Raw genomic sequence first — 23229 nt, forward strand, 5'->3', positions numbered from 1 at the left:
CTGTTGTCTCCCCACCTGTCATGCACGCGAAGGGCTCTGTTCAGCGGGCGGACCGACCGAAGGCGTGAGCTTCCAGTGTCCAAGAGGCCAGCGAGGCAGGGGAGTTCGCCCGATGACCGGAGCAGTATCGCCCGACCGACGCCGCTTTCTGACCGCCGGGGCCGCAGTGCTCGGCGCCGCGGCCTCCGCCCAGCTGTGGCTGCCGAACACCGCCCGAGCAGCCGAAACGCCGCTGCCCGACGGCCTGTTCAGCCTCGGTGTGGCATCCGGCGACCCGCTTCCGGGCGGCATCGTGCTGTGGACGCGGCTCGCCCCGGACCCGCTGAACGGCGGCGGCATGCCGGACCGTGCGGTGCCGGTGGAGTGGCAGCTCGCCGAGGACGCCCGGTTCAGAAAGGTCCTACGCCGGGGTACCGCCCAGGCCCGGCCCGAGTACGGGCACAGCGTTCACGTGGATGTGCGAGGTCTGCGTCCGGGCCGGGCGTACTGGTACCGCTTCCGCGCCGGTGCGCAGCTCTCGCCCACCGGCCGCACCCGCACCGCGCCCCACCCGCTCACCTCCCGCGGCCCCCTGCGCATCGCGCTCGCCTCCTGCCAGAACTGGCAGCAGGGCTACTTCACGCCGTACGCCGACATGCTGGCCCAGGACCCCGACGTGGTCCTCTTCGTCGGCGACTACATCTACGAGTCGACGCCGTCGGCGACGGCCGTACGACGTCACGAGGGCACCGGCGAGCCGTACAGCCTCACCCAGTACCGCAACCGGTACGCCCAGTACCGCACCGACCCCGACCTCGCCGAGATGCACGCGAACGCGCCCTTCGTGGTCACCTTCGACGACCACGAGGTCGACAACGACTTCGCCGGCGAGATCCCGCAGGACCCGGCCAAGCAGCCGCACGACGCGTTCGTGGCCCGGCTGACCGCGGCCTACCAGGCGTACTACGAGCACATGCCGGTGCGCGCGAGCGCCGTACCGAACGGGCCGCACATCCGGATGCACCGCCGCCTGGAGTTCGGGCGGCTGGCGCGGCTCAACGTGCTGGACACCCGGCAGTTCCGCAGCGACCAGGCCACCAGCCAGGCCGGCGCCCAGGACCCGTCGCTGACGATGCTCGGCGCCGACCAGAAGCAGTGGCTGCTCGACGGGCTGCGCGACTCGCCGGCCCGCTGGAACCTGATCGCCTCGCAGATCATGATGGCCGAGACCGACCTCCAGGTCGGCGAGGGCAAGCTCTGGTTCTACGACGCCTGGGACGGCTACCAGGCCGAACGCAACGCGTTCCTCAAGGAGTTCAAGAGCGTCAGTAACCCGGTCGTGCTCACCGGCGACCGGCACCTGACGATGATCAGCGACCTCAAGGAGGACTTCGCGAACCCTGACTCCGCGGTCGTCGGCGCCGAGTTCGTCGGCACCTCCATCTCCAGCAACGGCGACCAGGACCAGGCCGCCTTCCGCAAGGAGTGGGACCCGCGGATGGCGGACAACCCGCACTGGAAGCTGCTCGACGCCCACCGCGGCTACCACCTGCTCGACATCCGCCGCGACGGCATCGACGCGCAGGTGAGAATCGTCGACACGGTGGTGAAGCCGCAGGCCACCCCCAGCACGCTGGCCAAGCTGCGGGTCGAGGCGGGCAGGCCCGGCGTCCGGCTGGTGTGACCTGGACCTGGACCCGAACGGGACGGGAGCCTGGGGCGCGGGGGACTCATCCGGGTCCCAGGTCTCTCTCAGCGCAGTCTCAGGAATCCCTCTTACCGTCCTCTGACTATGGAGACGGACTGTACGAGACACGACGTTCCGGTGAACGCCGGAGTCCCCCCGCTGCCCACCGGCACCCGGCTGCTGCACATAGGCCCGCACAAGACCGGCACGACCTCGATCCAGGGCGCGCTGTTCGCCGCCAAGGACGCGATGCCCGAGCACGGCGTCGTCTTCCCGGCCGACAGCAGGCACCCCATGGAAGCGGTCCTGGCCGCGTGCGCCCGCCCCGGCATGATCGGCAACACCCAGCCCACCGAGCGGCACTGGCAGCGCCTGGTGGACCAGGTGAAGGCCACCGGCAGACGCACCTCGGTGATCAGCAGCGAGTTCTTCGCCGACGCGCCCGACGACGAGACGATCGCCCGGGTCGTCGAGGAACTCGGCGGTGAGCGCGTACACGTCCTGATCACCCTGCGCCCGCTGGCGAGGATCATGCCCTCGCAGTGGCAGCAGTACGTCCAGAACGGCCTGCGCATGGGCTACGAGAACTGGCTCGAGCACATGCTCAAGAAGGCCCCGTACGAGAAGCCCAACCCCAGCTTCTGGCGCCGGCACCGGCACGACCGGCTGGTGGAACGCTGGGCCCGGGTGGCCGGCCCCGAGCGGCTCACCGTCGTCGTGGTCGACGACCGCGACCGGGGCCATCTGATGCGGACCTTCGAGCAGCTCCTCGGACTTCCCGACAATCTCCTGCAGCCCGTGCCGGACGCGGCGAACCGTTCCCTTACTCTCGCCGAGACCGAAATGCTGCGGAAACTTAATATGGAATTCCGCGGCAATGGCCTCCCGGACGAGCTCTATTCGCAGCTCGTCCGATACGGCGCCGTGATGCATATGAAGAACGCGTGCGCTCCCGGTCCCCAGGACGTGAAGATCAGCACTCCGCAGTGGGCGGTGGAGGCCGCCGCCGAGATCGGCGCCGAGATGGCGGGGCGGATCGGCGGAATGGGCGTACGCATCCTGGGTGATCCTGCGCTGTTGTCCGTCGTGCCGCAGCCCGCCAAGGTGCTGCCCGGGGAACCGTTGATCGCGCCCGAGGTGGCGGCGCAGGCCCTGTACGGTGCGCTCGCGGCGGTCGCCGCGGCGCCGGTCAGGCACAGCGCGCCCGCCAAGGCGCGTACGGTTCACCAGACGTCGTCGAAGGAACTCGTGCGGGTACTCGGGCATCGTTGTCTGAAGCGGCTACGGCGCCGCTGAGTCCCTGTGGAGTTACTCACAGCAATTTCGAGGGCTCCGCGGAAGGGGTGTCACTCAAACACCGGGAGTACAAGGTGAATGACAGGTTGCGCGCACATATGCGGTGGACGGCGCTCACCTTGCACTGCGGTAACCACAAGTGGGACCATTTCCAAGTTCCCTGTCGCCCCAAGGTAGGTCACCTGTGTCACAGCGCATAGCCAAGCCCCGTACCACCGCAGTGATCCTGGCCGGTGGCACCGGCCAGCGCGTGGGTCTTTCGATCCCCAAGCAGCTGCTGAAGATCGCCGGCAAGGCAGTCATCGAGCACACCCTGACCACCTTCGAGAAGGCGGACTCGATCGACGACATCATCGTGCTGATGGCGCCGGGCTACGTGCCCGACATCGAGAAGATCGTCGCGAAGGCCGGATTCCGGAAGGTCACGAAGATCATCGAGGGTGGCTCCACGCGGAACGAGACGACCGAGCGCGCCATCGCCGCCCTGGGCGAGGGGCTGGCCGACGGCGAGGACGTGAACGTCCTGTTCCACGACGCCGTACGCCCCCTGCTGTCGCGGCGCGTGATCGACGACTGCGTCACGGCCCTGGAGCGCTTCCAGGCCGTCGACGTCGCCATCCCGTCCGCGGACACCATCATCGTGACCCGCACCCACGGCGAGGACGGCGAGTTCATCACGGAGATCCCGGACCGCTCCCGACTGCGCCGCGGCCAGACCCCGCAGGCCTTCAAGCTGTCCACGATCCGCCGGGCCTACGAGGTCGCCGCCGGCGACCCCAACTTCCAGGCCACGGACGACTGCTCGGTGGTGCTCAAGTACCTGCCCGACGTGCCGATCCACGTCGTCGCGGGCGACGAGTACAACATGAAGGTCACTCAGCCGGTCGACGTCTTCATCGCCGACAAGCTGTTCCAGCTGGCCTCCACCGCCACACCCGAGCAGATGAGTGAGGAGCTCTACCGCGAACTCCTCACCGGCAAGACCGTCGTCGTCTTCGGCGGTTCGTACGGCATCGGCAAGGACATCGCCGAACTCGCCGAGTCCTACGGCTCCAAGGTGTACGCGCTGGGCCGCTCCACCACCGGCACCCACGTCGAGAACCCGGAGGAGGTCGACGACGCGCTGTCCAAGGCGTACGCCGAGACCGGGCGCATCGACTACGTCGTCAACACCGCGGGCGTGCTGCGCATCGGCAAGCTGGCGGAGACCGACAACGCGACCATCGAGGAAGCGCTGAAGGTCAACTACCTGGCCCCGGTGCAGATCGCCCGCTCGTCGTACAAGTACCTCGCCGAGACCAAGGGCCAGCTGCTGCTCTACACCTCCAGCAGTTACACCCGCGGCCGCGCCGAGTACAGCCTCTACTCCTCGACCAAGGCCGCCATGGTGAACCTCACCCAGGCCCTGTCCGACGAGTGGGCCGGCGAGGGCATCCGCGTCAACTGTGTCAACCCGGAGCGCACCGCCACGCCGATGCGCACCAAGGCCTTCGGCCAGGAGCCCGCGGGCAGCCTGCTCTCCTCGGAGGCCGTGGCCCGCACCTCGCTCGACGTGCTGCTGTCCGAGCTGACCGGGCATGTCATCGACGTCCGCCAGCAGGACCCGACGGCGTCCGCCGGGCAGGCTTCCGGATTCGAGCAGGCGCTGGCCAGTGTCCTGGATCGTCAGGACGGCGTGGCATAATCACCGACAATTAGTCGTCTGTCATTCAGGCCTCTGTGGCTGCTCGTTCGCGGAGCATTCGCAGGGGCCTGAATCCGTAAAATTACCGGACCGTGCACAAGCTTTTTTCCGGATTTTTTCGACTTTCACAAACCGGCACCCCTCCAAGAGCAGGTTTCTCCGTGATAAGCACCGCTATTCGCGTCGCCCGGGTGGGTAGCGCGGCAGAGCTGGCCGCGGCGGCCCTCATGATTCTGGGCTACCCCACCCTCATGCTGGCCGCGCTCGTCCCGAGCGTTCCCGCCTTCGCGGCCGCGACCGCCGTGACGTACCTGGCGGACCACTTTCTGCACCGCAAGGGCAGCTATCTGATCAACCGCCTCAGCAAGGTGCGGGCCGGTCTGTCGATCCGCTTCCTGATCAGACAGCTTCTGCTGATCCTGCTGCTGGCCCGCCTGTCCCTCTCGGACGACCTGGTCTTCTACGGGGCGACCGCCTGCTTCATCGCGTTCTACGGCCTCCAGGCCCCGCACGGCGCGCTGGTCACCCTGATCCGCAACCGCCGCCGGATGCCGGTCGCCACCCGCAACGTCGACCTGGCCTCGCGCATCCGCATCCCGGACGCCCCGCCGCAGGTCCTGCTGAACCGCTCCGCCGAGAAGATGCTCCACCTCGACCTCGCGGCCGTGGTCGGCATACTCGTCTCCGCCGCCCTGGACTCCGCCCTGGCCGGTTTCATCGGCATCGGCGTCACCCTGGTCCTGGGCTCCCTGTACGTGGCCGCGCTGCTGCCGTACGTCCGCGGCCGACAGACCCCTCCCACCCCGGAGAAGGTGCTGGACGCGGTCGACGACTGGCTGCGCGAGTACCGGCCGGAGACGGTGCTGTACTTCTCCGGCTCCAAGGACTCGGCGTACCAGGTCAACATGTGGCTGGAGACCATGGAGCAGCTGGACTCCAAGCCGCTGATCATCCTGCGCGAGCGCGTCATACTGCAGAACCTGGCACCCAGTACGGTCCCCGTCATCTGCGTACCCGGAGGGGTGCACCTGATGAACATGGACCTGTCCACCGTGCGGGTCGCGCTGTACGCGGCGAACGTCGGCAAGAACATCCACCTGCTGCGCGTCCCGACCATGAAGCACGTCTTCATCGGCCACGGCGACAGCGACAAGCTGGCCAGCGTCAACCCGTTCAGCAAGGTGTACGACGAGGTGTGGACCGCGGGGCGCGCGGGCCGCGACCGGTACGCCATCGCCGACGTCGGCGTCCGCGACGAGGACATCGTCGAGGTCGGCCGCCCGCAGCTGGCGCCCATCCAGACCTGGCAGGGCGTGCCGGAGGGGCCCCGCGGCGGAGCCGCTGACGGACGCTGCCCCACGGTGCTCTACGCGCCGACCTGGGAGGGCTGGGACGACAACCCCGGCAACACCTCCATCCTGCTGGCCGGCGAGAGCATCGTGAAGAAGCTGGTCAAGGCCGACCCGCCGGTCCGTGTGCTGTACAAGCCGCACCCCTTCACCGGCACCGTCAGCGCCCGGGCCAAGGCCGCCCACCAGCGCATCACCGCCCTGGTGGCGAAGGCCGCCGCCCAGCGCGGTGCCGACCCGCGCTTCACGACCGACGCGGCCGCACAGGCCGAGGCCAAGGCGGACCTGGTCCGGATCGAGGCCCGGATCGCCGAGCTGGTCGGCAAGGGCGGCGAGAAGGGCGACGAGGCCGAGGCCACCCGTGACGGCCTGGTCGACGTCAAGAAGCACGAGGAGATCGCCCGGCTGCGGGCCGAGTGGAACGACGCGTACTGGCGTTCCTTCCCCACCTGGGAGCACCGGGTCGTCACCGGCGCCGAGCCGCGCCTGTACGACTGCTTCAACGTCTCCGACGCGATGGTCTCCGACATCTCCAGCGTGGTCTCCGACTTCATCGCGAGCGGCAAGCCGTACGCGGTCACGGACTCCGCCGAGCTGGGCGTGGAGGAGTTCAAGCGGCAGAACACGGCGGTGCGCGCCGCGGTGATCCTGTCCAACAGCGCGGCCGAGCTGGGCGAACTCCTCGGCGCGGTGCGTGACCCGGCCGCCGATCCGCTGGCCGCGGACCGGACCGAGCTGAAGCAGTACCTGCTGGGCCCGGACGAGCCGACCTCCATCGAGCAGTTCAACACCGCGGTGGCCAACCTCGCCATCAAGGCCGAGACGCGCAACGTCGGCCAGGAGTCACGGGCGGCGACCGGTGCCGCCGAGGCCGCGGAGGCCGAGGCGGAGCTCGCGAACGCGGTGCCGGCGCCCGGGGCGGCACCGGCGGGCGAGGCGGACGGGCTGACGGCGTGACGGTGGGCTGAAGCGCCTTCGCTGGAAGGGGCCCGGTTTTCGAGGGAGTGATCCTCGAAAACCGGGCCCTTTTACGTATCCCCTGGTGTGCGCCTCCGTCCACTCGCTGTTCTCCCTCTCCTTACTGTCGATTCACCGTGTGACTCGGCTCACGAAAGCAGGGTGCCAGGGCAACCGCTTGCCCGGACCGTCCGTCTATCAGGTCGCCAATGAGGCGATACGGGGAAATAGTCAGTGACTAGGGGGAAGCGTGACCCTGACGCAGCCTGATGTGAGCGTGATCATCGGGGCGTACGAAGCGATGCCCTACCTGGTCGACTGCCTCGCGTCCGTCGAGGCCCAGACCATCGACCCCGCGCGCATCGAGGTCATCGCGGTCGACGACGGTTCGACGGACGGCACCGGGGAGTACCTGGAGGAGTTCGCGGCCCGCGCGGCCATGCCGGTCACGGTGATCCGGCAGGACAACTCCGGAGGCCCCAGCGGCCCGCGCAACGTCGGCCTCGGCAAGGCCGCAGGCCGCTACGTCTTCTTCCTCGACGCCGACGACCGGCTCGGCCCCGAGGCGCTCCAGCGCATGGTCGCCATGGCCGACGAGAACGGCACGGACGTCGTCCTCGGCAAGGTCGAGGGCGTCAACCGGTCCGCGCCGAAGTCGATGTGGGGCACGTCGGTGGGCCGTACCGACGTCTTCTCCTCCAACATCAAGTTCACGCTGAGCGCGCAGAAGCTCTTCCGCCGCTCCCTGCTGGAACACCACAGCATGCGCTTCGACGAGTCCCTGTTCACGGGCGAGGACGCGCTGTTCACGATGGAGGCCTACCTGCGGGCCGACGGCGTCTCCGTGGTCGCCGACCACACCTGCTACTACCTGGTGGGCCGCGAGGACGGCAAGCACGTGACGAAGAGCGGGAGTTACGTCCTGCGCTTCGACTCCGCACGCGCCCTGATGACCCTGATAGCCGACCTGCTCCCGCCCGGCCCGAAGCGGGACGTGCTGATGGTCCGGCCCTTCCTCGTCACGCTGCTGCCGCAGTTCGGCCCCAGGTACCTCAGGGACACCGAAGAGGTCCGGCGGCACAAGATGGAACTGGCCCGGCCGCTGACGCAGATGTACTGGAACGAGGACGTCGCCCGCCGCCTCAGGGTCCACGAGCGGCTGCGGCTGCACCTGGTCGCCACCGGGCGGCAGGACCTCCTGGAGGACGTCGTGGAGTTCGTCCGGGCGAAGAAGGAGGCGTCGGCCGTCCTGGAGAGGAAGGGCCGCCGCCTCTATCTCGCCTACCCCCACTTCCGCGACGCCCCGGCCGGCATCCCCGACTCGGTCTACCTCGCCGGCCCCCGCGAGGCCCGCACCTTCCCGGGTTACCGCGAGGACATCGTCGGCACGTTCGTGCAGCGGGCGGCGCGCAAGGTACGGCGGGCGCTGCCGGCGCGGGACGGGGCGGCGCGGGGCGGGCGGGCCGCGGCGGCGTGACGCGGCGGGGAACTCACCGGGACGGTGTGGCGGGCTCGGGCTCCGTCTCGGGCCTGCGCTCGGATCCGGGCTTGCGCTTGGGCTCGGTGACGGGGGTCGCCGTTTCCAGCCGCTGCCCGGGAAGTTCCGCCGCCGACCGTTCCGCCATCCGCATCCGATGCCCCCGCGCCGCCGCACACAGTGCCTGCGCGGCCGCGTTGAACCGCTCCTGCGACGTCGGTTCGTCCGGCCCCAGCAGGTGCCGCTTCAACTCGGCCCGCGCCGCGACCAGTTCGTCCTTCTCCGGATGCCGTACCGCCTCCAGCAGCCCCGGCACCCCGCCCGCGTCCGGCGCCAGCACGGTCGCCGCCCGCACCGTCGGGAACATCTCCCGGAACGTCTCCTGAGGCAGCCCGCTGGTGTTGGCCACCGCATAGGGCTTCCCGCTCGCCAGGAAGTCGCTGACCACGCTCGACACATCGCTGATCAGCAGATCGGCCCGGTTGAAGCAGGAGTACAGCGCGGGCCGGACATCCGTCACGACCTGGTGCTCCCACGCCGGCAGCGAGGCCCAGTACGCCTCGTCCCAGGCCCTGGCCGCGCGCGCCACCGCCTCGGCCCGCCCCGGCTCGGGCGTGGACTGCAGCAGCATCCGCTCGACCTGGTCGGCGCCGGACCGGCAGTCGATCGAGGTGAGGGCGTCCAACTCCTTGGTGAGGCCGACGAGTTCGCCGTTCGCTGCGGGCCTCTCGCCGGTTCGCCTCCGGTTCGCCGCCCGGATCAGGTCCCGGATGAGCAGGTCCGCCTCGCCGGCGCGCGGGTCGACGGATCCCGTCAGCGGGTGCGGCTTGTAGAGCAGCCGTACGCCCGGATCCGCCAGCAGCGCCCGCACGAGGTTCTCGCCGGCCTCGATCACCGAGGTGTTGCCGGGGTTGCCGTCCCAGCCCTCCCAGGTGGGCGCGTACAGCACGGTCGTGAAGTGTCCATCAGCGGCTCCGCCGCGGGGCCCGGTCGGCGGGCCCGCGTACGGCCGTACGGCGTCCAGCTGCGGGCGGCCGATCTCCACCACGTCCTTGTCCTCGACGCCGACCTCGGCCAGCGCGTACCGCTCGCGCGCCGCCGGACCGGCCACCCACACCTCGTCGTACGCCTTCGCGTAGGGGTTGCAGGAGGACAGCTTGTCGCTCTCGCCGTGGTTGACGAAGGTGTGCTTGAGGGTGGGGATGCGCAGGATCTGCGAGGTCTTGCCGGAGTTCGAGGGGTGGATCAGGACCTGGAGCGTGGACTGCTCCAGGCGCATCAGGGTGGACACCTTCGGCAGGCAGACGATCGGCACGTCGGTCGCGGCGATCTTCTGCACCATGAAGCGTTCGCGCAGCACGATCAGCGGACGGCCCTCCAGCCCGGCGAGCGGTTCCAGCCACATGTTCGCCTGGTACGCCGAGGAGGCGCCGCCGGAGAAGTAGAGGCCGACGGTCGGCTTGTACTCGGCCAGCCACGCGTCGAACCAGTCGAGGACCTCCTGCTCGCCCGCCGGACGGCGGCTCGGCAGCAGCCACAGGAGCAGGTCGAACAGGCCCATCAGCGCGAGCCCGAGGGACAGCGCGATCCCCAGGGCCGCGCAGCGCAGGTCGCCGGTGGCGGCTGTCGCCAGCAGGCCGGCCGTGGACGGCAGGCCGAAGACCAGCAGGCGGTGGCCGGGGCGGCGCAGCAGGACGGGCGGGGCCGGGGACAGGCGCAGCGCGGAGGCGTCGATGTTCCGGGTGACCACCGGCAGGGTGCGGGTGCGGCGGACCAGGACGGACAGCGCCTGGATCGCGCAGTGCAGCGCGTAGAAGGCGAGCAGACCGGCGACGAGCGGGGCGTAGACCGTCTCCCGGTCCTGCTCGCCCAGCCGCAGCAGCCCGAAGACCAGCAGCAGGTCGCGCAGGACGTGCCGCACGGTCAGGTCGGCGTGCGACTTGGCGAGCACCGTCACCATGCCGCGCTGCCAGCGGTGCAGCACGCCCTCCGCGGCCACCGAGGCGACGGTCGCGGCGAGCAGCAGCGGCAGGTGGGGCAGGAGCGCCCCGACGGCCTGGACGGTGAAGGCGGCCGCGAACAGGGCGGTGAGCAGCGCGCGGGGCGCGTGCCGGCGGAGCAGGAGCCCTGTCGGGTTCGTCCACCGGGCGAGGAAGAGTCCGGCGAGCCGCCGGCGGGGGAGGGGTTCAGACACTGCGGTCACTCCAAGGTCGGCGCAGGACGTCGTGCGCCCGGGTTAACGCCCGCCGACCACCGGACGACACGCACGTGTCCGGCAGCCCCTGGAGTGACCGCTGACCCTCGCTAGCCCCGCCCCGACTGCATCACCTTCCGAATGGGCCGCCCCACCATCCGCCGAGCCCGCCGGTACACCGAGGCCGGGGCCGCGGTCGCCGTCACCTTGACACCGGTTCGGGCCAGCTCCCGCTCCAACCTCGCGTTGTCCTTGGACAGTTCGTCGATACGGCCGTTCAGCCAGCCGAACCGGGAGGTGAGCGAGGCCAGGTCCGTGTCGTTCCAGGGGCGGATGCCGGCCGGGAAGGACAGGGCGCGCATGCGGTCGTCGAAGGCGGCGCCGCCGTCGCCGTGCGTGAAGGTGTTCTCCAGGCCGTTCCGGTCGAGGAAGGCGGTGAACCGCTCGAAGCGCGCGTGGTGGCCGCTGACCAGGCCGGTGAAGTCGGCCTCCTCGTACAGCTGTGCCGGGTCGAGGTCGCCGGGCAGGCCCTTGATGAGGCGGTGCGGGATCTCGAAGTAGCGGCACAGTTCCAGCGTCCGCGAGTCGCCGCACAGGACGGTCGCGGGTGTGCCCGCCAGCAGCGCGGCGATGTTGCCGTGGATGCGGGAGCCGAAGGAGAAGTCGAAGGCGCGCAGGTCGTCGATCCAGGTGACCGGGTCGACGTAGGCGCGGACCTTGTCCTCCCGGTACATCGGGTGGTCGGGGTGCGTGGGCATCGACGTGACCCGGCCGTTGGCGTCCGACAGGTCCCGCCAGTGCAACTGCCGTGCGTCGCTGATGTTCTGGCCTATGAAGCGCAGGTATGGGTAGCGCTCGTGGGTTCGGCGGATGATCCGGTCCAGGCCCTGTTTCTGCACCGCGTTGTGCGAGCCGTTGATCGCGATGCGGGACTCCGCGGTCAGCGCCGGCGCCCGCTTCTCCACGGCGAGTTCCTTGCCGTAGAGGAACAGCGACGGGCAGCCGATCACCTCGACGTCCCGGAACCCCATGTCCTTCAGGTACTTCTCGGTGAACTCGCCCCGCACCCCGATCGAGGCGCTGTGGTCGAGCACCGCCGAGACGAACTCGCGTACCGACTGCTCCATGGGCTTGAGCCGCGCGGGGTTGTAGTCGAGCCCGGACTGCGCGCCGACGCCGACCACCACGACCGGGATGCGCAGCTTGTTGATCAGCCGGGTGAGCCGCTTGAGCCCCGTCTCGAACGACGGCCGGAACGCGTTCGCCAGCGGGACGACGAAGGCGTCGTACTCCTCGTTGATCTGCCCGGCCGCCGACACTTCGGTCCTGACCCTGTTGGAGACGATCTCGGTCCCCGGTGTCTCAAGGATCTTGTGGGTGGCGTCACTGAAGATCAGGTTGCCGGAGTTGGTGGCGATGACGTCCCGGTGGAGGGCTTCCTCGATGGGGACGACGTCGTAGGGGCTCTTCCCCGACCTGAGGAGGATGCGCTTTGAGGGGCGAACGTTGTGCGACACGAACGTCAATCTAAGTTTTGCCAGAGTTTCATTTCTATACGGAACCCGTACAACCTTTTTGCCGTATGCGAAGCGTGAGCAAAGAGTGACGTGGAGCGTGTCCGGGGGGTGGACCGGCGCGCGTCGCACCACCCCGTTCGCGTAGATTGCGAGGCAGCCGAGGTGCGAGGGGACGGAACGCAAGGTGGCAGGGGCAAGGCAGGCCGTGAGCGAGGCCCGCAGGATCGTCGTCAAGGTGGGTTCCTCGTCGCTGACCACGGCCTCCGGCGGACTGGACGCCGACCGGGTCGACGCGCTCGTCGACGTCCTCGCCAAGAGCCGCAGCGGTGGGGAGAAGGAGATCGTCCTCGTCTCCTCCGGTGCCATCGCCGCCGGTCTCGCCCCGCTCGGGCTGCGCCGCCGCCCCAAGGACCTGGCCCGGCAGCAGGCCGCCGCCAGCGTCGGCCAAGGGCTGCTGGTCGCCCGCTACACCGCCTCCTTCGCGCGCTACGGCATCCGCGTCGGCCAGGTGCTGCTGACCTCGGACGACATGAGCCGGCGCGCCCACCACCGCAACGCCTCCCGCACCCTCGACAAACTCCTCGCCATGGGCGCCCTCCCGATCGTCAACGAGAACGACACCGTCGCCACGGACGAGATCCGCTTCGGCGACAACGACCGGCTCGCCGCGCTCGTCGCCCACCTCGTCCACGCCGACCTGCTGGTCCTGCTCTCCGACATCGACGGCGTGTACGACGGCGACCCCAGCAAGCCGGGCACCTCGCGGATAGCGGAGGTGCGCGGGCCCGCCGACCTCTCCGGTGTGGACATCGGCAGCGCCGGCAAGGCCGGCGTCGGCACCGGCGGCATGGTCACCAAGGTCGAGGCCGCCCGGATCGCGGCCGCCGCCGGCATCCCCGTCGTGCTCACCAGCACCATCCACGCCGCCGACGCGCTGACCGGCGGCGACACCGGCACCTACTTCCACCCCGCCGACAAGCGCTCCGCCGACCGGATGCTGTGGCTCCAGCACGCGTCCACCCCGCAGGGCTCGCTGACCCTGGACGACGGGGCGGTGCGGGCGGTCGTGGACCGCCGCAAGTCGCTGCTGCCGGCCGGAATCGCCTCCGTCGAGGGCGAGTTCACCGCGGGCGACCCGGTCGAACTGAGGGACGGCGAGGGGAACGCGGTGGCCCGCGGACTCGTCAATTTCGACGCCAAGGAGATCCCCCGGCTGATCGGCCGCTCCACCCGGGAACTCGCCCGTGAGCTGGGACCGGCGTACGAGCGCGAGGTCGTGCACCGGGACGACCTGGTGATCCTGCACCCCTGAAAATCCCGCCGTCGGGCCCCGGCTCACCCGAAAACGGGGTGAACGACCCGGCAATGGCGTCGCCCTCAGGTGGACGTTCCGCAAAACCGCCCCACGGACGCCCCCGGCCTGCTCAACTTTGTCTCAGGGACACGTTCCGCAGACCACGAGCACGAGCGCTGCTCGGCCATTGGGTAAAGGAGGCCGTCGTGAGACGAGTGCGCCCTGGGGCGTCGGCGGCCCGCGGCGGTACCGGTGGTACCTCCTCGCGCGCGGCCGGCGAGGAGCGTGCCCTGACGAGCGTCGCGGCCGGCGACCGGTACGAGAAGCCGGAGGACCTGCCGCGCCTGTGGCACGTCACCCTCAGCGTCTCCGGCAAGGAGGCCCCGCTGAAGGAGGTGCGGCGCGGCCTCGAACAGCTGGCCCACGACCACCCCTTTCTGCTGACCAGCAGATACGCCAACGACCACGCGGAGATCCGCTACTGGGAAGAGGCCCGCGACCTGCACGACGCGGCCGCCGTGGCCCTGCGCCTGTGGGGCGAGCACCGCCAGACCGCCCAGCTCCCGCCCTGGGAGATCGTCGGCCTGGAGGTCATCGACCGGGAGACCTACCACCAGCGCATCGCCGAGGGTTACGGACCGGCACCGGCGACGCCGGTGGGGGTTCATCCCTTTTGACCCTGTCTCGCGGTGTGGAACGCCCGGTGGACGCACCCGTCCGGCGCACTACGCTTCCCTTATGACCACGCTTTCGCCGTACGACGCCATGTCCCCGGTCACCCAGGCCGCCTACCGCGCCAAAGCCGCCGCCGCCGACCTCGCCCCGCTGCCGCGGGCCGAGAAGGACGACGCGCTGCTCGCCATCGCGGACGCCCTGGAGGTCCGTACGAGCGAGATCGTCGAGGCCAACGCCAAGGACATCGCCAAGGCCCGCGAGGCCGGCACCAGCGAGGCCATCGTCGACCGGCTGACGCTGACGCCGGAGCGGGTGCGGGCCATCGCCTCCGACGTGCGGGACGTCGTCGCGCTGCCCGACCCTGTCGGCGAGATCGTCCGTGGCTCGACCCTGCCGAACGGCATCGACCTGCGCCAGGTCCGCGTCCCGCTCGGCGTGGTCGGCATCATCTACGAGGCCCGCCCGAACGTGACGGTGGACGCGGCGGCGCTGTGCCTGAAGTCCGGCAACGCGGTGCTGCTGCGCGGCTCGGGCTCCGCGTACGAATCGAACAGCGCGCTCGTGCGGGTGCTCCGCGACGCCGTGGGCGGGGCCGGGCTGCCCGCCGACGCCGTGCAGCTGGTGCCCGGCGAGAGCCGCGAGAGCGTGCGCGAGCTGATGCGGGCACGCGGCCTGGTCGACGTGCTCATCCCGCGCGGCGGCGCCTCCCTCATCCAGACCGTCGTCACCGAGTCGATCGTCCCGGTCATCGAGACCGGGACCGGCAACTGCCACGTCTACGTCGACGCGAACGCCGACCTCGACATGGCCATCGACATCCTGATCAACTCCAAGGCGCACCGCGTCAGCGTCTGCAACGCCGCCGAGACGCTCCTCGTCCACCAGGACATCGCCCCCCGGTTCCTGCCGCGCGCCCTGGACGCCCTCGCGGAGGCCGGAGTGACCGTGCACGCCGACGAGCGGGTTCTGGCGTACGCCAAGGACTCCAAGGCGACGGTCGTGGAGGCCACCCCGGAGGACTGGGAGACGGAGTACCTGTCCTACGACATCGCCGCGGCGGTCGTCGACTCCCTCGACAGGGCCGTCGAGCACATCCGTCTGTGGACCTCCGGCCACACCGAGGCCATCGTCACGACCTCGCAGCAGGCGGCCCGCCGATTCACCCAGCTGGTCGACTCCACGACGGTCGCGGTCAACGCCTCCACCCGGTTCACCGACGGCGGCCAGTTCGGTTTCGGCGCGGAGATCGGCATCTCCACGCAGAAGCTGCACGCGCGCGGACCGATGGGTCTGCCGGAGCTGACCAGCACGAAGTACATCGTCACCGGGGACGGGCACGTACGGCGCTGAGGCGCACGACCTGGCGCGCGGCAGGGACATGCCCCCGCCGCGCGCGCCCCTTCCTGGTGCGTGCCGCAGAAGAGCCGTCTCATCCAGCGGATGAATTTCCATACCGTCTGCCCAAATTGACCCCCCAGGTCTACTCTGGATCCGTGCCGGAGGACGTGGGGGGCACGCCGTTCCCTGACGGCTGGGAGCCCGACGACGACCACGACCGCGGGGTGTCGGACGAAGAGTTCGCCTCCGTGGTCTTCGACGAGGACTTCGTACGGGCGGCCGTGGTGCACGAGCCGACCGCCGTCGAGCGCCTCCTTGCCGCCGCGCAGGCGAGAGCGGAGGCCTCCGAGGCCGAGGCCCGCCGGGCGGCCCTCGGCAGGGGCGAGCGCTACGAGGACGGCTACGGCCCCGACGACCCCACCGGATTCGGCCATGATCCGGAACTCGACGACCTGGACGACGCCGACATCCTCGAAGGCCGCTACGGCGCCCCCGGGACGTACGGCAAACAGGTCCGCTGGCACCGTCCCGTCGCCTGGATGCTCGCCCTCGTGATGGGCATCGGCATGGTCGCACTGGCGTTCGCGGCGGTTTACCGCAGCGCCTCCTCGGACGGCGGGGGCCCGGTTCCGCCGCCCGCCTCGACCGGCCTGGAACACGGCACCTCGGCGGCGCCCTCCGCGTCCGCCGACTACTCCCAGCCAGCCGTCTCCGCCGTGCCGCGCACGCCCTGAACGCCGGCCGCCGGCCCGTGCCCGGTCCTGGTGAGAACCTGTCAGAAGTTGTCGCGCAGGGGGGCGTTTACCCGAGGGCCCGGCGACCTACCCTGAAGATATGGGCGGGCCTGGAAACCCACCTGAGGGGACACCCGAGGGCGGCCCCGGAGGTGGAGAGGACGAGTACCGATCCGTCGTCTTCGACGAGTCGTTCGTCCGCGCTGCCCGCCTCCAGGAGTTCTCCGCGCAGGAGCGCATCGCCGACCACGCGCCCGCCGTACGCCGCCGGCCCCCGCTGCGCCGCGGCCTGTCCCGGCAGGCGCTGATCCTCGTCCTGCTGATCGCCGTCGCCTTCGGCACCGCGATCTACATGGGCGTACGGCATCCCTACCAGACCCCCGCCGCGCAGCAGCCCGTCGAGCCCCTGCGGATGACCGTCATCCCGCTCGCCCCGCAGGGCAAGGTGCCCGGGCACACCGACACCGAGTACCTGTACGCGCACAGCCCCGCCGCGCAGTACCGCATCGGCGCCGAGGGCATCCCGCTGCCCGCCTCCCGGCGCACCGCGCACTTCTCGGACAGCCAGGTGGTCGCCGCCCTGACCACCGCCAAGGACTACATCGTCCGGTCCTCGCTCTACCCGGAGGTCCTCACCGGCCGACAGGTCCGTCCGGTGCGCGTCCTGCTCGACGCGGACCAACTCGGCCAGTTCGACGAGAGTTTCGACCGCCCGGCCGCCGACGGACGGCACGCCCCCACGGGATGGCTGGTTCGCTTCGACCCGTCCGGCGCCGAGCTGGCCGACGGCAAGATCAGGGTCCAGGGCACGCTCCAGGCGGCCGAGACCGACTCGTCCACGCTCGAGGTCACCGCGGACCACACCTTCGTGTACGCGCTACGAGCCCCCGGCGCCGGCGACAAGGCCGAGGCGTCCTTGTTCACCGTCCGCCGCGAGCTGCACTTCCGCTTCGACCGCGACGACCTGCGGCTGCACACCACCCAGCTCGTCGTCTCCTATGTGCAGGCGGGCCCGCTGTCCTGCGCCGAGGACTCCACCAACCACCTGCACCCGCTGCTCGCCGGGCAGACCGCCAAGGCGGGCGGCCCCGCGGGCACGGACCCGTACGCGACGGGCGGCGCGACGCCGCTGTGCGGATCGCTGGCGACGAGCGCGCAGCCGAAGGTGTGAGCGGCCGGGAGGTGCGAGTGGCCGTGTGAGCGGCCGGAGCGGCGAGCAGCCGGAGGTGTGAGCAGCCGACGGGTCTCTTTGGTTCCGTCGGCTGCGAGGGCCCTTCGGCCAGTCGTCTCGGCCAGTCGTCTCGGTCAGTTGTCCCGCGGGGGCGTGTCCGTACCGTTCGCCGGGCCCGGCTCGTCCGTCGGGTCCGTCGGCGGCCGGTCCTGCGGTGCCGAGCTCGCGAAGCCGCCGAAGCCGCGCCGCACCCGGCCGCCCAGGTCCCCGGCCCCGCCGGCGAGGTCGCTGACCAGCTTCATCAGCGGGTCCTTGGAGCTCTTGACGTTGCTGGCGTAGCTCGACGCCGACTCGCGGAACGAGTCCGTGACCGAGGTGTCCTTGTCCTCGGCACGCCGCGGGTAGTGGCCGTCCATGATCCGCTGGTGGTCCCGGGACTCGGACCACTTCTTCAGCTCGGCCGCCCGGATGGTGGTGAAGGGGTGGGAGCGCGGCAGCACGTTCAGGATCTTCAGCACGGAGTCGCGCAGGTCGCCGCCGGCCTCGTACTCCTCGGCCTGCTTCAGGAACGAGTCCACGTTCATCTCGTGCAGGTGGTTGCCACCGGCGAGCTTCATCAGACCGCGCATCGAGGCCGTGAGGTCCTGACCGACCAGGAGACCCGCGCGGTCCGCGGACAGCTCCGACTTGCGGAACCACTCGCGCAGCGCCGTCACGATCGCCATGATCGCGAGGTTGCCGAGGGGGATCCACGCCACCTTGAGGGCGAGGCTGGTCAGGAACAGCAGGATGGTGCGGTACACCGAGTGGCCGGACAGGGCGTGGCCCACCTCGTGCCCGATCACCGCCCGCATCTCCTCCTCGTCGAGCAGCTCGACGAGGCCCGTGGTGACGACGATGATCGGCTCGTCCAGGCCGATGCACATGGCGTTGGGCTGCGGGTCCTGGTTGACGTACATCGGCGGGACCTTCTCCAGGTCCAGGATGTAACAGGCGTCCCGCAGCATGTCGTTGAGGTGCGCGAACTGCTGGTCGGAGACGCGCACCGAGTCGGACAGGAACAGCAGCCTGAGGCTGCGCTCGGGCAGCAGACCGCTCAGCGCCTTGAAGACCGTGTCGAAGCCGCTCAGCTTGCGCAGCGCCACCAGGGCGGAGCGGTCGGCCGGGTGCTCGTACGCACGGGAGGAGATCCCCGGGAAGCGCCTGCGTTGCCTGCTCGGCACGTTCTCGTGCCCGTTCTGCTGGTGGCCGTCGGACATGTCTTCCCCCATGTGCGTGTGTGTGGCCCTTTGCGGATCTTTGTGCGGCCCTTTGCTCCCCCGAAGCTGGGCCCAGCCTAGGCGGAGTTACCGTGGACGGGCACTACAGCGAAGGAGTTCCGCGCCATGGAGCACAACCCCCGGGCCGCCTGGCTCGCCGAGGCCGCGCGCGCCGCCGAGCAGCAGGGGGCGGGGAATCTGCTCCGGGTCGTACTGATCGTGATGGTGCTGGGCTGTGTGCTGACCGCGTGGTTCCTGCTGCGGGGGTACAAGCGGAAAGACGACTGAGGCGGGGCGAAGGTTCCCGATGGCGGAGTCGGCGTGATCGGCGTCGGACCGCCCGCTTACCATGGGCCGACGTGTTCATCCCGCCCACACCGGATAGGTCCTGCCGAAGATGAGCTTCCACAGCACCGCTGCCCAGTTGGTCACCCTTGCCGCCGAGGGCGAGGAGCACGGCGGCAACCACGAGAGCCTCGACCCGCTGGTGACCGGCGGGGCCGCCTTCGTCATCCTGATGCTTCTGCTGTGGATCACGACCCGTTTCAACCGCGACCGCTGAGCCCGGCACGAGCCCGGCAGGAATCCGGCAGGGGCGTCCCGCACGGGCCGTCCCGGGGATCTCTCGGCCGGGGCTCTCAGGCCGGGCCGGTAGGGTCTGCACGCATGGGAGAGCAGGACATGCCTACCGGTCCGGCGAACGACACGCCGAACGGCACGGACGACCGCCCGGTGAGCGCCACCGGGAGAGGTCCGGGTCGCGGCGTCGGGAACCGTCTGTCGAGCGGCGCCGGCAACGGACCGTCGAACCCCGGCAAGCGCCGCCTCGGCGTCATGGGCGGGACGTTCGACCCGATCCACCACGGGCACCTCGTGGCGGCCAGCGAGGTCGCCGCGCAGTTCCACCTGGACGAGGTGGTGTTCGTCCCGACCGGCCAGCCGTGGCAGAAGAGCCACCGCACGGTCTCCCCGGCCGAGGACCGCTACCTGATGACGGTCATCGCGACCGCCGAGAACCCCCAGTTCTCGGTCAGCCGCATCGACATCGACCGCGGCGGCGCCACCTACACCGCGGACACCCTGCGTGACCTGCGCGCGCTCAATCCCGACACCGACCTCTTCTTCATCACCGGCGCCGACGCCCTCGGCCAGATCCTGACCTGGCGGGACGCGGAAGAGCTGTTCTCCCTCGCGCACTTCATCGGGGTCACCCGGCCGGGCCACGTCCTGTCCGACCCCGGGCTCCCCGAGGGCGGTGTCTCGCTCGTCGAGGTCCCCGCCCTCGCCATCTCCTCCACCGACTGCCGTGCGAGAGTCGCCAAGGGCGACCCCGTCTGGTATTTGGTGCCGGACGGAGTCGTGCGCTACATCGACAAGCGCGAGCTGTACCGCGGCGAGTGAGCCGAGAGGGGCACCGGTGAACGACCGATACGACGCGGGATACGGCGGCAACCACGACGACCGGTACGAGCTCGTCGGCTACGACGAGTACGGCCGGCCGATGTACCGGCCGGCCCCGCCGCAGCAACAGCCACAGCAGGCCCCCCAGCAGCCGTACGACCCGTACGCGCAGCAGCAGGGCTACGGCTACGACCCGTACGCGACGGGCGGGCAGCAGCCGGCCCCTCCGTACGACCCGTACGACACCGGCCGGCAGGCACCCGTGCCACCGCCCTACGACCCCTACGGCACCGGTGCCCAGCAGACCGGCGGGCAGGCGCCCTCGTACGACCCCTACGGCCGGGAGGCCACCAGCGGTCAGCAGCCCCGCGTCGTCGAGCAGACCGCCTACATCCCCCAGCAGGCCGGCCCGCCCGAGCGGACGGACATCCCTGGGCGGGGCCCCCGCTCCGACGCCGACGGGAACCACCCGGCCGAGGGCGAACGGGACTACCGCACCGAGCAGTTCGCCTTCGTCGAGGAGCCGGACGGCGACTCCGAGGACGTCATCGACTGGCTGAACTTCACCGAGAACCGCACCGAGCGCCGCGAGGAGGCCAAGCGCCGCGCCCGCAGCCGCCTCGTCGCCCTCGTGGTGGTGCTGGCGCTGGTCGCGGTCGGCGGCGCCGGCTACCTCTGGTACGCCGGGAAGCTGCCCGGACTGTCCTCGTCCTCGGACGCGAAGACCGGAACCGCCACCGCCGTCGGGGCACAGAACCGTGACGTGATCGTCGTCCACCTGCACAACACCGCGCAGGGCGGCACGTCCACGGCACTGCTCGTCGACAACACCACCACCAAGCAGGGCACCACCGTCCTGCTGCCCAACTCCCTCGTCCTGACCGACGACGGCGGCACCACGACCACCCTCGCCAAGTCGGTCGAGGACGACGGCTCCTCCGGCACCCGCGACTCCCTCGACGGGGTCCTCGGCACCGACATCGAGGGCACCTGGCGCCTGGACACCCCCTATCTGCAGAACCTGGTCGACCTCGTCGGCAACATCGAGGTCGACACCAACACCGTCGTGGCCGACCCGGACGCCAAGAAGGGCGAGGCGCCCCTGGTGAACAAGGGGAAGAGCCAGACGCTCAGCGGCAAGGCGGCCGTGGCCTACGCCACCTACCGCGCCTCCGGCGAGGCCCAGAACGCCCAGCTGGAGCGGTTCGGCCAGGTCATGCAGAGTGTGCTGCGCAAGCTGTCCTCCGACCCCACGGCGGCGACCACCACCGTGCAGACGCTGGCGCAGATCCTCGACCCGTCGCTCACCGACAAGGACCTCGGCACCTTCCTCGCCAAGCTGGCCGACCGTGCCAAGGGCGGCGATTACAAGACCGCGCTGCTGCCTGTGCAGACCGACGGCACGCTGAGCGCCGAGGCAAGCGACAGCGTCGTCAAGGACGTGCTCGGCGGCACCGCGAAGAGCCCCGACAAGGACGCGGCCGTCAGCGTCTCCGTCCAGAACGCCACCGGCGTCAAGGACAACACCGAGAAGGCCCGCGTCGTCCTCCTCAACGGCGGCTTCAGCTTCCTGGAAGGCGGCACGGCCTCCTCGGCCCAGACCGCCTCCAAGGTCGTCTACGCCGACGCCGCCGACAAGGAGAACGCCATCGAGGTTGCCAAGACCCTGGGCCTGGCCACCAGCTCCGTCAGCAAGGGCAAGGTCTCGGGGAGCGCGAACGTCGCCGTGGTCCTCGGCCAGGACTACGAGCCGAGCTCTTCCTAGGGCCCGTCAAGAGTCTGTCCGTAGGGTCGGCCGGGGGCGGCCCCACGTGATCCACTGATCGCGTGGGGTGGCCTCGGCTGTCCGTGAGACCCTTGGTGTCAAGTGTCCGCCGACCGAAAGCCTTGTAGTGACCGCGACTGACCGCTCTCTCGAGCTCATCACCACCGCCGCCCAGGCGGCCGCCGACAAACTGGCGCACGACGTCATCGCCTACGACGTCAGCGACGTCCTGTCGATCACCGACGCCTTCCTGCTGGCCTCCGCGCCCAACGACCGTCAGGTCAAGTCGATCGTCGACGAGATCGAGGAGCGGCTCTCGAAGGAGCTCGGCGTCAAGCCGGTGCGCCGCGAGGGCGACCGCGAGGCCCGCTGGATCCTGCTCGACTACGTGGACATCGTCGTCCACGTCCAGCACAGCGAGGAGCGCGTCTTCTACGCCCTGGAACGGCTGTGGAAGGACTGCCCCGAGCTCGAGCTGCCCGCCGACGCCAAGGCGACCCGCGGCAAGGGCGAGGAGCACGCCAAGCTGCGGGCCGAGGAGGACGCCGCCGAGTTCGGGGAACCCCGGTGAGCGCCCCCGCGGGAGCCGGCCGGAAGCCGGGCCGTGGCCGCCGTGTCATCCTCTGGCGGCACGGCCAGACCTCGTGGAACGTGGAGCGCCGCTTCCAGGGCACCACGGACGTCTCCCTCACCGAGACCGGCGTTCTCCAGGCCCAGCGTGCCGCCCGGCTGCTGGCTTCCCTGGAGCCCGACGCGATCGTCGCCTCCGACCTTCAGCGGGCCGCCAACACGGCCGCCGAGCTGGCCGCGCTCACCGGCCTGGAGGTGACCCACGACGAGGGCCTGCGCGAGACCTACGCGGGCGTCTGGCAGGGGCTGACGCACGAGGAGATCATCGCCCGGCACGGCGAGGAGTACGCGGCGTGGAAGCGCGGCGAGCCGGTGCGCCGCGGCGGCGGCGAACTGGAGACCGAGGTCGCCGACCGCGCCGCCCCCGTGGTGCTGCGGCATGCCGAGAAGCTCCCCGACGACGGCACGCTCGTCGTCGTCAGCCACGGCGGCACGATCCGGACGACCATCGGGCGCCTCCTCGGCCTGGAGTCCCATCACTGGGAGAGCCTCGGCGGACTCTCCAACTGCTGCTGGTCCGTCCTCGGCGAGGGGGCGCGCGGCTGGCGTCTGCTCGAGCACAACGCCGGCACCCTGCCGGAGCCGGTGCTCGGCGACGACGACTGAGCGGGGCACCAGGGCCCGCGACCCGGATTTCACTTTCCGGCAGGTCGCAGGCTAAAGTTCTTCTTGTTCGCCCCGCCGAGCGGGAAGAACGCAAGGGGCTATAGCTCAGTTGGTAGAGCGCCTGCATGGCATGCAGGAGGTCAGGAGTTCAATTCTCCTTAGCTCCACAGATCGAGAGATCGACAGTCTTGAGTTGGACTCTTGAGTTGTCAAAGA

At 70.3% G+C, this 23229-nt stretch carries 19 protein-coding genes and 1 tRNA gene; 17 read left to right on the forward strand and 3 right to left on the reverse strand.

Annotated elements, in window-relative coordinates; translation table 11 throughout:
* Positions 1–112: 112 nt before the first annotated feature.
* From OG252_RS32990 to OG252_RS33010, 5 genes are all read left to right on the forward strand, one after another.
* Entirely contained in the window at positions 113–1663 is a 1551-nt protein-coding gene (locus tag OG252_RS32990) for an alkaline phosphatase D family protein (protein WP_329340658.1), read from the forward strand.
* 108 nt (positions 1664–1771) lie between these two features.
* Complete coding sequence (locus OG252_RS32995; RefSeq protein ID WP_329340660.1) at positions 1772–2962, forward strand: hypothetical protein; 1191 nt, start codon at positions 1772–1774, stop codon at positions 2960–2962.
* 184 nt (positions 2963–3146) lie between these two features.
* Positions 3147–4646, forward strand: coding sequence for a bifunctional cytidylyltransferase/SDR family oxidoreductase (locus OG252_RS33000; RefSeq protein WP_266439596.1), 1500 nt, complete (start codon positions 3147–3149; stop codon positions 4644–4646).
* 191 nt (positions 4647–4837) lie between these two features.
* The gene (locus OG252_RS33005) at positions 4838–6952 is read left to right on the forward strand and encodes a hypothetical protein (protein WP_329340662.1); all 2115 of its coding nucleotides are present in this window, start codon (positions 4838–4840) and stop codon (positions 6950–6952) included.
* A gap of 250 nt (positions 6953–7202) precedes the next feature.
* Entirely contained in the window at positions 7203–8429 is a 1227-nt protein-coding gene (locus OG252_RS33010) for a glycosyltransferase family 2 protein (protein WP_266439599.1), read from the forward strand.
* Between the two features lie 13 nt (positions 8430–8442).
* Here the strand turns inward: OG252_RS33010 and OG252_RS33015 are convergent, their stop codons facing one another.
* Both OG252_RS33015 and OG252_RS33020 read right to left on the reverse strand, forming a co-directional pair.
* Entirely contained in the window at positions 8443–10632 is a 2190-nt protein-coding gene (locus OG252_RS33015) for a hypothetical protein (RefSeq protein WP_443068440.1), read from the reverse strand.
* A 101-nt stretch (positions 10633–10733) separates the two neighbouring features.
* Complete coding sequence (locus OG252_RS33020; RefSeq protein ID WP_329340665.1) at positions 10734–12140, reverse strand: polysaccharide pyruvyl transferase family protein; 1407 nt, start codon at positions 12138–12140, stop codon at positions 10734–10736.
* A 205-nt stretch (positions 12141–12345) separates the two neighbouring features.
* Here OG252_RS33020 and proB point away from each other — a divergent pair, with 205 nt between their 5' ends.
* The 5 genes from proB (at position 12346) to OG252_RS33045 (ending at position 17352) form a co-directional block, all read left to right on the forward strand.
* Complete coding sequence (gene proB, locus OG252_RS33025; protein ID WP_266448508.1) at positions 12346–13452, forward strand: glutamate 5-kinase; 1107 nt, start codon at positions 12346–12348, stop codon at positions 13450–13452.
* A gap of 197 nt (positions 13453–13649) precedes the next feature.
* Positions 13650–14111 (forward strand): hypothetical protein, encoded by a 462-nt coding sequence (locus OG252_RS33030; protein ID WP_266448511.1) that lies wholly within the window; start codon positions 13650–13652, stop codon positions 14109–14111.
* Positions 14112–14172: 61 nt separating this feature from the next.
* Entirely contained in the window at positions 14173–15459 is a 1287-nt protein-coding gene (locus OG252_RS33035; RefSeq protein WP_266439603.1) for a glutamate-5-semialdehyde dehydrogenase, read from the forward strand.
* A 143-nt stretch (positions 15460–15602) separates the two neighbouring features.
* Complete coding sequence (locus tag OG252_RS33040; RefSeq protein WP_406492899.1) at positions 15603–16181, forward strand: SCO2584 family spore wall biosynthesis protein; 579 nt, start codon at positions 15603–15605, stop codon at positions 16179–16181.
* A gap of 100 nt (positions 16182–16281) precedes the next feature.
* Complete coding sequence (locus OG252_RS33045) at positions 16282–17352, forward strand: SCO2583 family membrane protein (protein WP_266439606.1); 1071 nt, start codon at positions 16282–16284, stop codon at positions 17350–17352.
* A gap of 134 nt (positions 17353–17486) precedes the next feature.
* Here OG252_RS33045 and OG252_RS33050 read toward each other — a convergent pair whose 3' ends face one another.
* Entirely contained in the window at positions 17487–18623 is a 1137-nt protein-coding gene (locus OG252_RS33050; RefSeq protein WP_406492897.1) for a M48 family metallopeptidase, read from the reverse strand.
* A gap of 114 nt (positions 18624–18737) precedes the next feature.
* Between OG252_RS33050 and OG252_RS33055 the strand changes: the two genes are divergently transcribed.
* From OG252_RS33055 to OG252_RS33085, 7 genes are all read left to right on the forward strand, one after another.
* A complete protein-coding gene (locus tag OG252_RS33055; protein ID WP_107091591.1) occupies positions 18738–18899 on the forward strand; it encodes a hypothetical protein in 162 nt (53 codons plus the stop codon).
* 109 nt (positions 18900–19008) lie between these two features.
* Positions 19009–19173, forward strand: a complete 165-nt coding sequence (locus OG252_RS33060) for a hypothetical protein (RefSeq protein ID WP_266439608.1) — start codon at positions 19009–19011, stop codon at positions 19171–19173.
* Between the two features lie 104 nt (positions 19174–19277).
* Positions 19278–20012 (forward strand): nicotinate-nucleotide adenylyltransferase, encoded by a 735-nt coding sequence (gene nadD, locus OG252_RS33065; protein WP_266439609.1) that lies wholly within the window; start codon positions 19278–19280, stop codon positions 20010–20012.
* Between the two features lie 16 nt (positions 20013–20028).
* Entirely contained in the window at positions 20029–21777 is a 1749-nt protein-coding gene (locus OG252_RS33070; protein ID WP_329340672.1) for a LytR C-terminal domain-containing protein, read from the forward strand.
* Between the two features lie 127 nt (positions 21778–21904).
* A complete protein-coding gene (gene rsfS, locus OG252_RS33075; RefSeq protein ID WP_329340674.1) occupies positions 21905–22348 on the forward strand; it encodes a ribosome silencing factor in 444 nt (147 codons plus the stop codon).
* Complete coding sequence (locus OG252_RS33080; RefSeq protein WP_266439614.1) at positions 22345–23013, forward strand: histidine phosphatase family protein; 669 nt, start codon at positions 22345–22347, stop codon at positions 23011–23013. Before rsfS ends, OG252_RS33080 begins: the two co-directional genes overlap by 4 nt.
* A gap of 94 nt (positions 23014–23107) precedes the next feature.
* Positions 23108–23180: transfer RNA gene (locus OG252_RS33085), tRNA-Ala, on the forward strand.
* Positions 23181–23229: the final 49 nt, after the last annotated feature.

The sequence above is a fragment of the Streptomyces sp. NBC_01352 genome (assembly GCF_036237295.1).
GTDB classification, from domain to species: Bacteria; Actinomycetota; Actinomycetes; order Streptomycetales; family Streptomycetaceae; genus Streptomyces; species Streptomyces plumbiresistens.

Excerpts from the sequence above, each read along its gene's own strand:
- OG252_RS32990 (WP_329340658.1), top strand. The coding sequence starts at position 113 with ATGACCGGAGCAGTATCGCCCGACCGACGCCGCTTTCTGACCGCCGGG.
- OG252_RS32995 (WP_329340660.1), top strand. The coding sequence starts at position 1,772 with ATGGAGACGGACTGTACGAGACACGACGTTCCGGTGAACGCCGGAGTC.
- OG252_RS33035 (WP_266439603.1), top strand. The coding sequence starts at position 14,173 with ATGACCACGCTTTCGCCGTACGACGCCATGTCCCCGGTCACCCAGGCC.
- OG252_RS33045 (WP_266439606.1), top strand. The coding sequence starts at position 16,282 with ATGGGCGGGCCTGGAAACCCACCTGAGGGGACACCCGAGGGCGGCCCC.
- OG252_RS33050 (WP_406492897.1), bottom strand. The coding sequence starts at position 18,623 with ATGGGGGAAGACATGTCCGACGGCCACCAGCAGAACGGGCACGAGAAC.
- OG252_RS33055 (WP_107091591.1), top strand. The coding sequence starts at position 18,738 with ATGGAGCACAACCCCCGGGCCGCCTGGCTCGCCGAGGCCGCGCGCGCC.
- OG252_RS33060 (WP_266439608.1), top strand. The coding sequence starts at position 19,009 with ATGAGCTTCCACAGCACCGCTGCCCAGTTGGTCACCCTTGCCGCCGAG.
- nadD (WP_266439609.1), top strand. The coding sequence starts at position 19,278 with ATGGGAGAGCAGGACATGCCTACCGGTCCGGCGAACGACACGCCGAAC.